Source organism: Streptomyces sp. NPDC088794 (assembly GCF_044750545.1).
Lineage (GTDB): Bacteria > Actinomycetota > Actinomycetes > Streptomycetales > Streptomycetaceae > Streptomyces.
Window position 1 is genome coordinate 391,602 of record NZ_JBIVKB010000004.1, and the last position, 15,129, is coordinate 406,730.

At 71.1% G+C, this 15,129-nt stretch carries 15 protein-coding genes; 7 read left to right on the forward strand and 8 right to left on the reverse strand.

All coding sequences use genetic code 11. The features are described 5' to 3' along the window. Nucleotides 1-50: 50 nt before the first annotated feature. The 4 genes from ACIP6U_RS14305 to ACIP6U_RS14320 all read right to left on the reverse strand — a co-directional run bounded on the left by ACIP6U_RS14305 (nt 51) and on the right by ACIP6U_RS14320 (nt 3,572). Complete coding sequence (locus tag ACIP6U_RS14305; RefSeq protein ID WP_401716378.1) at nt 51-1,490, reverse strand: MFS transporter; 1,440 nt, start codon at nt 1,488-1,490, stop codon at nt 51-53. 69 nt (nt 1,491-1,559) lie between these two features. After that, nucleotides 1,560-1,790, reverse strand: a complete 231-nt coding sequence (locus tag ACIP6U_RS14310) for a tautomerase family protein (protein WP_124003895.1) — start codon at nt 1,788-1,790, stop codon at nt 1,560-1,562. A gap of 95 nt (nt 1,791-1,885) precedes the next feature. Further along, nucleotides 1,886-2,689, reverse strand: coding sequence for an SDR family NAD(P)-dependent oxidoreductase (locus ACIP6U_RS14315; RefSeq protein ID WP_401716381.1), 804 nt, complete (start codon nt 2,687-2,689; stop codon nt 1,886-1,888). A gap of 280 nt (nt 2,690-2,969) precedes the next feature. After that, the gene (locus ACIP6U_RS14320) at nt 2,970-3,572 is read right to left on the reverse strand and encodes a TetR/AcrR family transcriptional regulator (protein WP_401716384.1); all 603 of its coding nucleotides are present in this window, start codon (nt 3,570-3,572) and stop codon (nt 2,970-2,972) included. Between the two features lie 221 nt (nt 3,573-3,793). Between ACIP6U_RS14320 and ACIP6U_RS14325 the strand changes: the two genes are divergently transcribed. From ACIP6U_RS14325 to ACIP6U_RS14345, 5 genes are all read left to right on the forward strand, one after another. Next, nucleotides 3,794-4,627: an AfsA-related hotdog domain-containing protein gene (locus ACIP6U_RS14325; protein ID WP_401716386.1), complete on the forward strand. Its 834-nt coding sequence runs from the start codon at nt 3,794-3,796 to the stop codon at nt 4,625-4,627. A 111-nt stretch (nt 4,628-4,738) separates the two neighbouring features. Then, nucleotides 4,739-5,371: a hypothetical protein gene (locus tag ACIP6U_RS14330; RefSeq protein WP_401716389.1), complete on the forward strand. Its 633-nt coding sequence runs from the start codon at nt 4,739-4,741 to the stop codon at nt 5,369-5,371. A 133-nt stretch (nt 5,372-5,504) separates the two neighbouring features. Further along, a complete protein-coding gene (locus tag ACIP6U_RS14335; RefSeq protein ID WP_401716392.1) occupies nt 5,505-6,437 on the forward strand; it encodes a hypothetical protein in 933 nt (310 codons plus the stop codon). A 42-nt stretch (nt 6,438-6,479) separates the two neighbouring features. Further along, on the forward strand, nt 6,480-7,613 hold the full coding sequence (locus ACIP6U_RS14340) for a 3-oxoacyl-ACP synthase III family protein (RefSeq protein ID WP_401716395.1): 1,134 nt from the start codon (nt 6,480-6,482) through the stop codon (nt 7,611-7,613). A 45-nt stretch (nt 7,614-7,658) separates the two neighbouring features. Further along, nucleotides 7,659-7,814: a hypothetical protein gene (locus tag ACIP6U_RS14345; protein WP_401716397.1), complete on the forward strand. Its 156-nt coding sequence runs from the start codon at nt 7,659-7,661 to the stop codon at nt 7,812-7,814. Between the two features lie 83 nt (nt 7,815-7,897). Here the strand turns inward: ACIP6U_RS14345 and ACIP6U_RS14350 are convergent, their stop codons facing one another. The 3 genes from ACIP6U_RS14350 to ACIP6U_RS14360 form a co-directional block, all read right to left on the reverse strand. Then, nucleotides 7,898-8,737, reverse strand: a complete 840-nt coding sequence (locus tag ACIP6U_RS14350; RefSeq protein WP_401716399.1) for an HAD family hydrolase — start codon at nt 8,735-8,737, stop codon at nt 7,898-7,900. A 45-nt stretch (nt 8,738-8,782) separates the two neighbouring features. Continuing rightward, nucleotides 8,783-10,444, reverse strand: a complete 1,662-nt coding sequence (locus ACIP6U_RS14355) for an IclR family transcriptional regulator C-terminal domain-containing protein (RefSeq protein WP_401716401.1) — start codon at nt 10,442-10,444, stop codon at nt 8,783-8,785. 74 nt (nt 10,445-10,518) lie between these two features. Then, entirely contained in the window at nt 10,519-11,814 is a 1,296-nt protein-coding gene (locus tag ACIP6U_RS14360) for a M6 family metalloprotease domain-containing protein (protein WP_401716403.1), read from the reverse strand. A gap of 291 nt (nt 11,815-12,105) precedes the next feature. On the opposite strand from ACIP6U_RS14360, the gene ACIP6U_RS14365 reads away from it, so the two are divergent. After that, nucleotides 12,106-12,750 carry a TetR/AcrR family transcriptional regulator gene (locus tag ACIP6U_RS14365; RefSeq protein WP_401716994.1) on the forward strand — a complete coding sequence of 215 codons (645 nt, stop codon included), beginning with the start codon at nt 12,106-12,108 and terminating at the stop codon, nt 12,748-12,750. Nucleotides 12,751-12,957: 207 nt separating this feature from the next. Beyond that, nucleotides 12,958-14,499, forward strand: coding sequence for an MFS transporter (locus ACIP6U_RS14370; protein WP_401716406.1), 1,542 nt, complete (start codon nt 12,958-12,960; stop codon nt 14,497-14,499). Nucleotides 14,500-14,602: 103 nt separating this feature from the next. Here the strand turns inward: ACIP6U_RS14370 and ACIP6U_RS14375 are convergent, their stop codons facing one another. Beyond that, entirely contained in the window at nt 14,603-15,097 is a 495-nt protein-coding gene (locus ACIP6U_RS14375) for a MarR family winged helix-turn-helix transcriptional regulator (protein WP_401716409.1), read from the reverse strand. Nucleotides 15,098-15,129 lie beyond the last annotated feature (32 nt).

Below are 15,129 nucleotides of genomic sequence, written 5' to 3' on the forward strand. Positions count from 1 at the left end.
CACAACGAACCAGCAGCCGGCCACCGACCTCAAGTGAAACGGCGAGGCGACTACGCCTGACCGCCGGAGGCCTTCGTCAACCGCGGCAGCAGCAACGCCGTCACCGCCGCCGTCGTCAGCAACATCACCACGCTGATGACGAAGCTCGTGTCGAAGCCGTGCTGGAAGTGCGCCGGGTTCGCGATCAGCGCGCCGAACGCCGCCACCGCGATGCAACTGCCCACCTGCCGGAAGGTGTTGAGCACCGCGGCCGCCGTGCCCGCCCGCTCGCCGTCGATGTTCTCCAGGATCGCCGCCGTCAGCGACGGCACCGCGAGCCCGCCGCCCAGGCCGATCGGGACCAGCAGCAGCACCGGGATCAGGTACGAGGTGGAGGAGGTGACCGTGAGCATCAGCAGCGCACCGGCCGCCATCACCACCTGCCCGATCGCCATCGGCACCCACGCACCCTTGCGGGCCGCGAGCTTGACGCCCGCCATGTTCACCACGGAGATCAGCGCGCACATCGGGATGAACATCGCGCCGGTGCTGATCGGGGAGGCGCCGCGCACCTGCTGGAAGTACATGCCGAGCAGGAAGATGGCGCCGTAGAAGACCGCGTTGATGGTGAAGCCGGCCGCCAGGCAGACCACGACCGTGCGGGACTTGAAGATGCTCAGGGGCACCATCGGGTGCTCGCGGCGGGACTGCGTCAGGACGAAGGCCACCGTGGCGACCGCCGAGAGCGCCAGCGTGCCGAGCACGTCGGGGCTGCTCCAGCCCGCGCGCCCGCCCTCGATCACGGCGTACGTCAGACCGGCGAGCGAGGCCACCACCGACAGCTGGCCGAACAGGTCGACCGGCGCGGCACGGCGGGCGGAGGGGGCGATACGGGTGAGGAGGGCGAGTCCGATCGCGCCCACCGGAAGGTTCAGGTAGAACACCGCGCGCCAGCTCAGTCCGCTGGTGAGCATGCCGCCGATGACCGGTCCGAAGGCGACCGCGACGGAACCCGCGGCCGTCCAGATCGCGATGGCCCGGGCCCGCTTGCCCGGGTCGGAGTACGTCTGCCGGATCAGGGCGAGCGAGGCCGGCACCATCAGCGCGGCGGCCCCGCCCTGCACCATGCGGGCGCCGATCAGTGTGCCCAGGTTGGGTGCGACACCGCAGGCCAGGGACGCCACGGTGAAGGCGGCCAGGCCCCAGGCGTAGGCCCGGCTGGCGCCGATCCGGTCCGAGAAGGTGCCCGCGGAGAGCATGAACGCGGCGAACATCAGGGTGTAGCCGTCGACGATCCACTGGAGATCGGCCATCGAGCCGCGCAGGTCGTGGGAGATGGCGGGCAGCGCCACGTTGACGACGGAACCGTCGAGCGAGATGACGAAGAAGGCGAGCAGGGCCGCCGCGAGGACGGTGGTGGGGGAGGACGTGCGCGGCGGAGCCGGTTCGCCCGGTACGACCGGGGTCCGGTCGCTCCGGTCGGTCCGCGCGGACCGGGTCAGGATGGCCATGGGAACTCTCCTTGGAAGAGGCCGAGTTGGGGTGGGGGGAGCAGAGAGACAACAGGTGGGGGAGGGCCGTCAGACCTGAGCCGGCGCGGCCCGGCGGCGGCTGAGTTCGGCGAACTCGGGGTTCGTGCCGAGCACCCCGCCCTCGCCCCAGCGGTTCTGCGGGATCTCCTGGATGAAGACGGTGATCTTGTCGAGGGGCGCGCCGATCACGCGGTGCACCGTGGCGGTGAGCTCCTCGATCAGCTCCTGGCACTTCTCGTCGGTCTGGTTCGGCCAGGTGGTCATGTGGAGGATGGGCATGACGAAGCTCCTTGTGGCGTAAGGGATTTCAGGCGTACGAGAGTCGAGTGCCGTACGAGAGGTGAGGGGTCTGCGCGTCGAAGGGGCGCGGCGGGCTACAGCCCGGCCGAGGCTCCGCCGTCGACGGTGATCGCGGCGCCGGTCACGTGCCGGGCGGCGGGGGAGAGCAGGAAGGCGGCGAGCCGGGCCACGTCGGCCGGTTCGGCGAGCGTGCCGAGCGGTGTCCCGTCGGCGACCTGAGCGCTGACCTCCTCGGCGGTGGCGCCGACGCGGTCGCCGATGGCCTTGGCGATCTCGTCCCACAGCGGGGTCCGTACGGCGCCGGGGTCGAGCACGTTGACGCGGATCCCGGCGCGGCCGAGGTCCTTGGAGACGGACTTCGCGAAGGCGGCGACGGCGGCGTTGACCGCGCTGTTCACCGGGAAGAGCGGGTCGGGGTCCTTGCGGAAGACCCCGCTGACCAGCACGACCGAGCCGCCGCCGGCCGCGGTCAGCGGACCGGCCAGCGCCCGGACGAGCCGGACCGCGCCGAGCAGCTTGCCGTTGAACGTGGCCTGCCACATCGCGTCGGTCGTCTCGGCGAGCGGGGCCAGCGGGCCGTCGCCCGCGGTGTGCACCAGCCCGTCCACCCGGCCGAGTTCGCCGACCAGGGCGTCCACGGTGGCGTCGACCTGCGCGGTGTCGTTGATGTCGGTCTCGTACGTCACGAGCCGGCCGGCACCGCCGGTGCGGGCGTCGATCTCGCGCCGGACGCGGTCCAGACCGTCCGCGTCCCGGCCGAGCAGGGCGACGGTGGCATCGGAGCGGGCGAGCTCCTCGACCACGGCGGCGCCCATGCCGCCGGTGGCACCGCTGACGACGATGACGGGGGTCTCTGCGACGGGGGCGACGGTCTCCATGGGTTCCTCGATTTCCGGGGCATCGCCCCCAGTTGACGGAACGTCAGATCAACAGGCGCGGTCCGAACGCAGCGGTTCCGGCCTGGTGATGAAGAAGGTAGCCGGGTTCGGAGAGCATCGCAACCATCTAGTTGGTTTTCTGCTGGACCCGCCTCCCGAAAGGCCCTCCCGGGTAGCCGCCCGCACACACTCCGACCAGCAAAAGGGGAGCCCGGAACAACCCGAACTCCCTTGCCGGCGAACCGTCTTACCGTGAACCGCCTTACCGCGGAGCGCCCCGTCAGACCGACCCCTGCAGCACGTTGTCGATGATCGAGTGGCCGTGCGCCACGATGCTGGTGCGCAGCAGCGCCCACCCCGACTCCGTGTCGCCGTCCGGGCCCAGCATCAGCCGGCGCTGCTGGGGCACGATGAACGGCCAGGAGGCGATGCCGACCAGGATGATGAGCACCCGGGCCGCCGCCGAGGGGTCGTCGATGCCGAGGGCGAGGCTGAGCGCGGCCGTCTTGTGGACGTAGTACGCCTCGCGTTCCTTCTCGTCCGGGATCGGTCCCGCGCCGTAGTGCAGACCCTCCCAGGCGAGCAGTCGCACCAGGTCGGACCGGCGGTGGTAGTCGAAGACCTCGCCGACGTAGGAGCGCAGGCCCTCCTCCGTGGTCGGGATCGGCACGACCTCGGACATGTGGGCGTACACCTTGCTCATCACGGCCGCGAACAGGGCTTCCTTGTTGCCGAAGTAGGCATAGATCCGCTGCTTGTTGACGCCGGAGCGCTCGGCGATGCGGTCCACGCGCGCACCCGCCAGACCGTGCTCGGAGAACTCCGCCTGGGCGGCCTCCAGGAGCTTGGCGCGGGTCTGCAGTCCCTTGGGTGTCTCAGCCATGGGGCGAGCGTAGTCCACGGTGAAACCAACTGGATAGTTCTGAAAAACCAACTAGATGGTTGCGTTCTCGTCCGGACTCCTCTACGTTCTTCACATCGGCCCCGCCACACCGGCAGAAACCGGCAGGAAACCGTCATGAGCCGGCAGGTATCGGCATCGACGAAGGCGGCAGGCCTCTGCAAGCGAGAAGCGACAGCTGTATCCCCACCAAGGAGAAACGCATGTCAGCCACAGCGACCCCCCGCACCCTGCTGATCGTCGGCGACCGTTTCGTCGGGTTCGCCGCACAGGACGACGTCCTCACCGTCACGCAGTTCGTCGAGGAGATGCGCCTCGGCGTGTACTCCTGGGACACCCGGCCGATCCTGGTCCGCGCCGGACAGGGCGTCACCGCCGAGGAATGGGAGCTCGTCCGCGGCCAGGCCCAACTCCTCGGTCTCGCCGACCGGTTGGACCTCGACTACCGGGCGCCGGCACTCGCCGGGCGCGGTGAGGCGCACAAACACCGAAGCTGCAACACCCTCATAGCCGACCTGCGGCGGGACGGCGAGGACCTGTTCTCCGCGACCCTGCGGGTGCACAACGACAACGAGCTCCTCATCGACCACCAGACCGGCGAACACGTCCAGGGCATGGTCGTCGTCGAGGCCGCCCGCCAGATGTTCCTCGCGGTCAGCGAGCGCTACCACGCCTCCCGGCACCTGGACCGCTCGTACTACTACGTCATCGAGTCGCTGAACACGGACTTCGAGAACTTCCTGTTCCCGGTCGACGCCACCGTCGTCTACCACACGCTCCGCGCCGAGACCGACGACCCGGACCGGCTCTCCTTCGCCGCGGAGATCTCCCTCCACCAGGCCGGCCGCCGCGCCTCGATCACCACGGTGACCTACACGGCCTTCGACAGCCCGGTCATCGAGGCCAAGGAACACCGCCGCGCGCGCCACGCGGTCGAGCACTCGGTGCGTACGGCGACGCAGGCGGCCGTGGCGGCGGGGGCCACGGCGGCGGGCGCGGGCACCAAGGCCGGGCAGCCGGTGCTGGTCGGCGCCTGAGCGGATCGGGCCGACCGCACAACTCACGTCGTAGACACGTCACTTCACCACGCACGACCGCGATCTTCGCCATCCACCACCTCTCAGCAGCACTCACTCAAGGAGACAGCCATGTCCGCTTCCGCTTCCGCCGCTCTCATCACCGCCACCGAGCTCTTCGCCAAGCCCGAGCAGATCGACGCCGTCGCCGAGGCCTGGCAGGCGCACAACGACGCCGCCGGGTTCGCGGGCCGCATTCTCTACCGCGGTCTGGAGAGCAACTCCGTCCTCGAACTCGCCCCGCTGAAGGGCTTCGAGGAGATGGAGGAGCTGCGCGCCGACTGGTGGAAGCTGTGGGAGGCCGTCGGCCCGCTGGGCGAGGGCGACTTCCGCCGCCAGTTCCTTCAGTTCGTCGAGGCGCCCAAGCCGGCCGCGGGGGCGCTGCCCGACACCCGGTACGTGCAGATGCGGCACGTCGAGGTCGTGCCGCGGGTCTACCGGCAGTACCGCGCCTGGCGCGAGGAGACCATATTCGACGTCGTCCGCGGCTCCGAAGAGGTCGTCAGCTTCCAGGCGTTCCACTCGCTGGCCAGCACCGAGCCCGGCGTGATGTTCGTGTCCGGCTTCGACGCGGACCCGGCGACGTACATGGAGGCCTTCACCTCCCCGCGCTACCAGCAGATCGTCCGCGAGGCCGGCGACACGTACATCACCGGAGGCGACAACGGTCTCTACACCCGCATCTACGAGCGCTTCACCGCCTGATCCCGGCCGACTCGACCGACTCCCCTCCTCCCACGGCCGGTCGCGGAACCCCCTCTGCACTGCGGTGCACCGAGCAAGGCGTCCCGCGGCCGGCCGTTCGTATCGGCTTCGCACCGGCGAAGGAGCACCCGACATGACCATCGCACCCGACCTGACCACCGCGCCCGGGACGCCCCCGGCACCCGGGGCGGTCGCCCCCGAGACCCCCGCCGCCCCCATGACCCGCACCTACGACCTGAGCGTCACCACCCAGGGCCCCCTCTACCCGCCGAGCGAGATCGTGGACGCGAACGGTGACTTCGTCGTCGTCGGGCGCGTCAACCGGCCCGGCCCGGACGGCGCGACCGTCTCCGAGTGGGGGAGTGCGGTGGTCTCCCCGGACAGCCCGCTGCCCCCGCTCGGCACCAACCTGCCCTACGACGTCGTCCGCGAGCTGGACTTCGCCGACCCGACCGGGCCGGACGCCCAAGTCCAGCTGTACACCCTGCCGTTGCCGCTGCCCTGCAACAACTACCCGATGCTGTTCGCCCCGGAGCAGCGGCCGGACGCGCACGACGTGCGGCGGCCGAGCTATCCGCTGCACGGTGCCCCCATCCCGGATCTGCGGGAGGAGGACGGGCCCAAGGTGCGTGAGCCGATCACGCTGGGCCAATGGGTCAAGGCCCGGGGCCAGTTGGAGGTGCACGTGCCGGCGCACCGGCGCGGCGCCGACTTCTCGTTCGCCTTCACCGGTCTGATCCCCGACAGCCTCTACACGGTGATGTCGCTGCGCGAGCACGACCTCGACCCGGCGGGCCCGACCCGCCCCGGCCCGCTCGGCGTGCCCAACGCGTTCATCAGCGACAGCAACGGCATGGCCCACTACCGCGCCACCCTGCCCAACCCCTTCCCCGCGCCCGGCACCCCGGGAGCCAACCGCGTGATCAACGTGGTCGTGCTGTGGATGAGCTACCAGCAGAACTACGGCGGCGCCATCGGCCACTTCGGCCTCGGTGGCGACATCCACGCCCAACTGAAGATGCGGGGCCCGAGCTTCGGCGAGTTCACGACGGTCCCGGCGAACTGACCTTTCCAGACCAGTAGTTCATCGCCAACTCAGGAGAGACGCATGAACACCAGCACCTCGATCGGCATCATCGCCACCGGCTCCTACCTGCCCGCCACGGTCGTCGACAACGCGGAGGTCGGCGCGGCGGCGGGCGTGAGCGCCGAGTGGATCGAGCACAAGACCGGCATACGACGACGACACCGCGCCGCCCCGCACGAGGCCACCTCGGACCTCGCCGCCCGGGCCGCCCAACGGGCCCTCGAACAGGCCGGACTGACGCCTGATCAGGTGTCGTACGTCGTCGTCGCCACCTCCACCCCCGACCACCCCCAGCCCGCCACCGCGGCCATCGTCACCGACCGCATCGGCGCCCGCCGGGCCGCCGCCTTCGACGTCAACTCGGTGTGCAGCGGCTTCATGTTCGCGCTCACGGCGGCGGACCGGATGCTGCGGGCGGACGTGGCCGACGCGGCCGGTGCCAAGCGTCCGGACCCGAACCGTCCGCCCGCGCAGGGCCCGTACGCCCTGGTCATCGGCGCGGACGTCTACTCCCGCATCCTGGACGAGGGGGACCGCAAGACGGCCATCCTGTTCGGTGACGGCGCCGGCGCGGTGGTCCTCGGTCCGGTGCCCGCCGGAACCGGATCCCTCGTCACCAGCCTGACCACCCGCGCCGACCAGCACCGGCTGATCAGCGTGCCGGCGGGCGGCAGCAGGCGGCCGGCGTCGGCGGAGACGCTGGCGGAGGGCGCGCACTGGTTCACCATGGACGGGCGCGGTGTGCGGGGCTTCGTGCACGACAACCTGCCCGGCGCGATCCACGAGTTGCTTGCGAAGGCGGGCGTACCCGGCCGCGCGGTCCGGCACTTCGTCCCGCACCAGGCCAACGGTGTGATGCTCGCCGAGGTCTGGCCCGCCCTCGGCCTGGACGCGGCCCGCATGCACCTGGCCCTCGCCCTGCACGGCAACACGGGTGCCGCGTCCGTCCCGATCACCCTCGATCTCGCCCACCGGCGGGGCCTGTTCACCGAGGGCGACCTCACCGTCCTGTCGGCCTTCGGCGGCGGGATGTCGGTCGGCTCGGCCCTGCTGCGCTGGGCACCGACCCGGCACGCCCGCCCGGCCAGGCAGCGCGGGGCCGTTCCGGCGGGGGCCGAGGCGACGGGGGAGCCGGTGCTGGTGGGAGCGCGGTAGCGGCAGCCGGCCCGGACACAGACGACCACTTGAGAGGTGAGCGAGATGCGACAGCGCAGGACGAGAAAAGACAAGACCGTCCCGGCCACGCCCAGAAGGACACCCGCCACCGCTCCGCGAGCGAAGGCACCCGTCCTCCGCCTCGCGGGCGACAGCGAGGACGCCTGGCTGGAACCGCACATCTGCCGGAGCATCGACTGAGCCGGCACGCACGTCGAGGGACGGAGGAGACAACTCCCCGTCCCTCGACGCATGTCGTCCTGTCTCGACGCGCCCTTTCTCCGTCAGCCCAGCGGCAGCGCGCAGTCCCCCGAGCACCCCTCGGAGTGCTCGTCCCGGCCCATCGACCAACAGGCCAGCGCGCAACCGGCGTTGGAAACCCTCACGGTCCCCGCGGCCCCCGCACTCCGCCGCGCGAGATGCTCCCGTACCGCCGGATCGTCGCCGACCGCCCGCGGATGCCCCACGCAGTCGAGCATCGGGAAGTCCGAGGGGTGGTCGCCGTAGGCGAAGCAGTCGCGTGGGTCGACGCCGGGGTGTTCGGCCAGCAGCCGCAGGACCGCCGCCCGCTTGCCCTCGCCGATCACGGGCTCGGGGACCTCGCCGGTGTAGTGGCCGTCGTGGACGACCGGCGAGGTGCACAGCACGTGCCGGGCGCCGACGCGTTCGGCGATCGGGTCGAGGCAGGGCGCGAAGGACCCGGAGACGAGGACGACCTCGGCGCCCGCGGCCCGGTGCGCGTTCAGCTCCGCCACGGTGGAGGTGATGAAGAACCCGGGGTCCTGCGAGGCGAGGTCGAACCACGCGCGGCCGAGCGTCGTCATCGTCGCCGCGCTCTCACCGGTGTAGGCGCGGTAGTAGGACCGGTTGACGGCTTCCCGTGGTGCCCCGGCCGCGGACTGACGGCGCATCTCCCCGGCGAGTTCCTCGTACCACCGTGCCCCGGCGTCCCCGTACCGGCGCACGCGCTGGAAGCGGGCGAACTCGAACATGCTCTTGCAGCTGATCAGCGTCTCGTCGACGTCACAGAAGACGAGGTACGCGGGCCGGTGGACGCCACCCGCACCGGCGTCGCCTCCGGCCCCCGACTGTGTGCCCGTCTCCGTACCTGCCAGTACCGTCATCGCTCGGACTCCCCCTCCGTCGAATAACATTCCTTCGCGAAGGTATCAGGTGAGCGGCACCGCCCGGAAGCGCCCAGCGATCCGCACGTCCGCCTCGATGCGGTCGGCGGTGGCGCGCAGGGCGGGCAGGATGTCGTGGACGCACTCCTCGGCGGTGCGGCGGCTGCTGTGCAGGGCGACGTTCACGGCGGCCACGATCTGCCCGCCGCGCTCGCGCACCGGGACCGCGATCGACCGCAGTCCCTCCTCCAACTCCCCGTCGACCAGGGCGTATCCGTTTGTGCGGACCCGGTCCAGCTCGGCCCGCAGCGCGTCGGGGTCGGTGAGGGTGTGGCGGGTCAGGGGGCGCAACTCGGGGAAGTGGGGCGCGGGTTGGCCGGCCAGGATCACCCGGCCCATCGAGGTGGCGTACGCGGGCAGGCGGGTGCCGATGGTGATGTTGACGCTCATGATGCGGCTGGTGGCGACACGGGCCGTGTACTGGATCTCGTCGCCGGTGAGGATCGCGAGGGACGCCGACTCGTGGACCTGCGCGGAGAGTTCGGCCAGGTGCGGGGTGGCGATCCCGGGGAGGGCGACACGGGACAGCGGGGGGTAGCCGAGGTTCAGGACGCGCGGGGTGAGGCGGAAGACGCGGTCCTCGGCGGCGATGTAGCCCAGGTGCTCGTAGGTGATGAGGGCGCGGCGGGCGGTGGCGCGGGCGAGCCCGGTGGTCTGGGCGACCTCGGTGAGGGTGAGGGCGGCGCGGCCCTCGCCGAACGCCGTCAGGACGGTCAGTCCGCGGGCGAGCGACTCGATGAACTCCCGGCCCAGTTCCTGCTTGGAGGCACCGGTCCAGCCGGCCAGTCCTGAGGGGGCCGCGCCGGGCGCGGGCGCCGGCGCCGTGCGCAGTTCCTCCTGCATGTCCGCGACCGCCGCCCGCAGCCTCGGCAGCAGGGTGTCGCGCAGGCCGGCGGCCGTGTGCCGGCTGGTGTGGCTGACCACGCTGACCGCACAGGCGATCTTCCCGGTGCGGGGGTCGCGTACCGGCATCGAGACCGCGACCAGGCCCGGCTCGATCAGCTCGTCGTCCAACGCCCAGCCGTCCTGGGCGGCTTGGGCCGCGCGCCGCTGGAAGTCCGCCTCCCGGTCGGTGTGTTCGTGGGGCGGCAGGGCCGGGAAGCCGCGGTCCTGCGGGTCCGCTGACCGGCGCGTGCGCCAGGTGCGCCACTCGCGTGCCGTCCACTCCGTCGCGAACAGCGGTCCCGGCGCGGTGCGTTCGGCCGGCAGCAGGTCGCCGATGCGGAAGCTGAGGGACATCGCGCGGCGGCGGGTGGCCTGGTGGATGAAGCGGATGCCGTCGCGGTCGGCGACCGCCAGGGACACCGACTCGTCCAGCTCGTCGGCGAGGGCGTCGGCGCGCGCGTCCAGCAGCGCGGGCAGCCGCAGGGCGGAGAGATAGGCGTTGCCCAGTTCCATCAGACGGGGGGTGAGGATCGCGTCGCGGCCGTCGAGTCGGACGTACCCCATGCGTGCGAGGGTCGCGGTGATGCGGTCGACCGTGGAGCGGGCGAGGCCGGTGGCCCGCTCCAGGCCGCTGAGGCTGACCGTGCCGCCGGCCTCGGTCAGCTCCCGCAGCACGGCGATCCCCCTGATCAGGGGCGTGACCGCCTCCTGGGGCACGACGGAAGCATCGGCAAGGGCATCCAGCGTGCGGTTCGCGGCCATCACATCTCCGGTACGGCAATCAGGGCAGGCCTACCGTAATGCGCCGACCCGTGCGCCCACCGCTCCGCGGTCCGTCACCTGCGGGTGACCCGCACCCGGTAGTCCCCGGCCAGATCGGCCCCCGCCACCGTGATCTGGATCCCGCGGCGCGGGTCCTTGAAGGTCTCGCCGGGGGTGAAGGGGGCGTCGGAGAGTTCGGCGTTGACGTTGGGGCTGCGGGTGCAGCCGCCGCTGTCGCGCTTGGAGTCGTAGACCGTGACCGGGCCCATGCCGGTGTCCACGTCGGCGTCGACCTTGTAGACCAGGATGCCGGGCCGGCAGACGGTCTCGTCATTGCCCTCGCGGGTGCGCAGCTCCAGGGCGTAGCCGGTGCGGGTGCCGGTCGGGACGAAGATCAGCTTCGCGCCGCCCGGGCGGGCCAGCGGGGTCAGCGTGTACTCGGTCGTGCCGCGGCTCGCCGCGCAGCCGACCTGCGCGGCGTCCAGCCAGCCCAGCTTCCACTTGTGCCAGCCGAGCAGGTCGTTGTTGGCGCCCCAGTCCTCGCTCATGATGTCCCAGTGCCCGACCGAGCCGCCGCCCTCCTGGGTGTAGAGGTCGGGCAGGCCGAAGACATGGCCGTTCTCGTGGGGGAGCACGCGGTAGCCGGTCTGCGCGTAGGAGCCGGAGCCGTCGTCCTGGCGGGAGTAGACGAAGGAGGCGTTCGCCACCGGGACCCCGTCGGCGACCGGGGCGTCCATGTTGCCCGCGAACGTCACCGACAGGACGGTGTCCAGCGCGGAGGGGCCCGCGTTCGGGGTGACCAGCACGTTCAGGAAGTCGTACGAGCGGAAGTCGACGTCGGGATCGGCGGCGGACACGATGTCCTGGACCAGGTCGCGGTAGCCGGGGTCGAAGGGCGCGCCGCGCTCTATGCCGTACGCCCGGAAGGACCTGGGCATGCGCAGCCAGTGCGTGATCGGGGTCTCGGGGCGGTAGTCGAGGCGGCCGTAGGAGGCGGCGGTGAACCACTCCTGGGTCTGCGGGAAGAACTCGTGGAAGCGGTCGAGCGCGGTGCCTTTGCCGGGCGCGTCCGAGAAGTCGACCATCAGGGTCAGGGCGCGGACCGTGCCGGTGGAGCGGGAGTAGCCGCCGGGGGTGGGTACGCCCTCCGACATCTGGACGGTGTGGCCGCCGCTGATCATGCAGGGGCCGAAGGCGGCGGAGCGGGCCAGGGCGACCGAGCCGGCGCCGGCCGTCGTGGAGCCGGCCGTGAGGTGCCCGGTGCCGGCCGAGGTGCTGACCGCGAGGGTCAGCGCGGTCACCGACGCGAGGGCGGCCACGCGGCGCGCGGATATCCGGCGGCGGAGCGGCTGGGATCGCTCAGGCGGCATGCACGGGCCCTTCGTCCATGGCAGCCGCCGGTCTCTGGCTGCGCCCTTTCGATCACCCTGGGTCGCGGGTCGTGGGGGCGCGCGCTGGAGGAACCCGAACGGAGGTTTCCGCCCGAAGGGCATGTGACTCAGGTCACAGGAAGTCTTCGTCAGGTCGGGAAATAACCGGGGATCGTTTCCCCGTTTAATCAGGCGTCCGAGCGAAACGGGGACTGCCTCCCCGGATCCCGGGATCCGGCCTCAGCACCCGATCGCAGAACCATCTACTTGAAGGAGTACGCCGTGACCGCCATGACGACCGCGAACCCCGTGCAGCGCAAGGTGCCCCGGCCACGAGCCGACGCCCTGCGCAACCGGGAGCGGATCGTCGCCGCCGCCCGCGAGATGTTCACGGAGTTCGGCCCCGACGTGCCGCTCGACGAGATCGCCCGCAGGGCAGGCGTGGGCAACGCCACGGTGTACCGCAACTTCCCCGACCGCGACGCGCTGGTCCGCGAGGTCGTCTGCTCCGTCATGGACCGGACGAACGAGGCGGCCGAGGCAGCGCTGGCGGAGACCGGGGACGCCTTCGGGGCGCTGGAGCGCTTCGTGCACACGGCCGCCGACGAGCGGGTCACCGCGCTGTGCCCGATGATCTCCAGCACCTTCGACCAGCACCACCCGGATCTGGTGGACGCCCGCGAGCGGTGCGAGCAGCTCATCGGGGAGATCATGGGCCGCGCCAAGGCGGCAGGTCAGCTCCGCACCGACGTGGACGTCGGCGACATCATGATGGCAGTCGCCCAGCTGAGCCGGCCCCTGGCCGGTACGGCGTGCTTCAGCGTGGACCGCTTCGTCCACCGCCATCTCCAGCTGTTCCTGGACGGACTGCGGGCCCCGGCCCCCTCCGTGCTGCCGGGTACGGCGATGACCATGGAGGACCTGCGCAGGGTCTGACGACGACAACCGACCGATTAGTCAGGAGTCACGGGGGAGTCTCAACACCGCGAAACGTTCTCGACAGCTGAAGAACCGACTCAGTGCCGCGCCGCACCTTCCACAGCGCGTCCGGCACGCCACCGGCCGTCAACGACGAGGGCCGTTCAGGACCACAGTCTTCTTTTCCGTATTTTTCCGTCCCGAAGTACCGAAGTGGGTACCCCCATGTCTGAAACAGCCACCAAGGCCAACGGCGTGCCGGCGACGTCCGGCGACGCCAACCGCTGGAAGGCGCTCGTCTTCATCGCGCTCGCCCAGCTGATGGTCGTGCTCGACGCGACCATCGTGAACATCGCCCTGCCCTCCGCCCAGCAGGACCTGGGCATATCCGACGGCAACCGGCAGTGGGTCGTCACGGCCTACGCCCTCGCCTTCGGCGGGCTCCTCCTCTTCGGCGGCCGGATCGCCGACCTCTGGGGGCGCAAGCGCGCCTTCGTCGTCGGTCTGACCGGTTTCGCCGCGGCCTCCGCGCTCGGCGGCGCCGCCACCAGCGGCGCCATGATGTTCGGCGCCCGCGCCCTCCAGGGTGTCTTCGGCGCCCTGCTCGCCCCGGCCGCGCTCTCCCTGCTCGCCGTGATGTTCACGGACGCCAAGGAGCGCGCCAAGGCCTTCGGCATCTACGGTGCGATCGCCGGTGGCGGTGGCGCCGTCGGCTTCATCCTCGGCGGTGTGCTGACCGAGTACCTGGACTGGCGCTGGACGTTCTTCGTGAACATCCCCTTCGCCATCGTCGCCGCGCTCGGCGCGTACTTCGTCATCCGTGAGCCCGAGGGCGGCCGCAACCGCAACCCGCTCGACATCCCGGGCGTGCTGCTGTCCACCCTCGGTCTGGTCTCGCTGGTCTACGGCTTCACCCGCGCCGAGTCCAACGGCTGGGGCGACTCCTCGACCGTCGGCCTGTTCATCGCGTCCGCGGTCCTGCTGGTCTCGTTCGTGGTCGTCGAGGCCAAGGTCAAGGCCCCGCTGCTGCCGCTGCGCGTGATCACCGACCGCAACCGCGGCGGGATCTACCTCTCGCTCGGCATCGCCATCATCGCGATGTTCGGCACGTTCCTCTTCCTGACCTACTACCTCCAGGTCGTGAAGGGCTTCACGCCGATCAAGACCGGCTTCGCCTTCCTGCCGATGATCGTCGGCATGATGGTCGGCTCGACCCAGATCGGCACCCGCCTGATGACCCGCCTGCCGGCCCGCCTGCTCATGGGCCCCGGCTTCCTGGTCGCCGCGGTCGGCATGCTCCTGATGACGCAGCTGGAGATCGGCTCGTCGTACGCCTCGATCATCCTGCCCGCGATGCTGCTGCTCGGTCTCGGCATGGGTACGGCGTTCATGCCCGCCATGTCCCTGGCCACCCTGGGCGTCGAGCCCCGGGACGCGGGTGTCGCCTCCGCGATGGTCAACACCTCGCAGCAGGTGGGCGGCGCGATCGGCACGGCCCTGCTGAACACGATCGCCGCGTCCGCGACGACCGCGTACATCAAGGACCACATCGCCTCCGCCGGTACCTCCAAGACCCAGCAGCAGCTCGTCGCGCTGCAGGGCCAGGTGCACGGCTACACCAACGCGATCTGGTTCGCGGTCGGCATGCTGGTCGCCGCCGCCGCGATCGTCTCGGTCCTGGTCACCGCCGGCAAGCAGGGCGGCGGCCCGGTCGCCACCGGTGACGCGGTGGAGGACGAGCTGGCGGTGCCGGTGATCGCCCACTGACGGCGGCCACCCAGGTACCCCTTCGGAAAACTCGTACGTGCGGGGAAGGGGACGCCCCGCACGTACAACCCGGCGGACCTGTCCGGCATGCTGAGCGAGCGGCTCAGCGCAGCCAGGGCAGGTCCGCACCCGCTTCCTTGGGCTGAAGGCCCTCGGCGACGATCTCCATGATGTCGCCGAGGGCCTTCTGCTGCTCCGGGCTGAGCCGCTCGAACACCGCCTGCCGTACGGCCGCCACATGGCCCGGCGCGTTGCGCCCGAGCACCTCGAAACCCTGGTCGGTCAGCACCGCGAACTGGCCCCGCTTGTCCGAGGGACAGTCCTCGCGCCGCACCCAGTCGCTCTTCTCCAGTCGCGCGATCGCGTGCGAGAGCCGGGAGCGGGTGATCTTCGCCATCCTGGCCAGCTCGGTCATCCGCAGCCGCCGCCCCGGCGCCTCGGCGAGCACCACGAGCAGCCCGTAGTAGATGTGCGGCATGCCCGCGTCCCGCTGGAGCTGACGGTCGAGATGGTCTTCGAGGAGTGTGGACGCCTGCAGGTAGGCGCGCCAGACACGCTGCTCCTCGGCGGTCAGCCAGCGGGGTTCTTCCGAGTTCATGCACTCCACTGTACGAGAACTCTCCTTGAAGG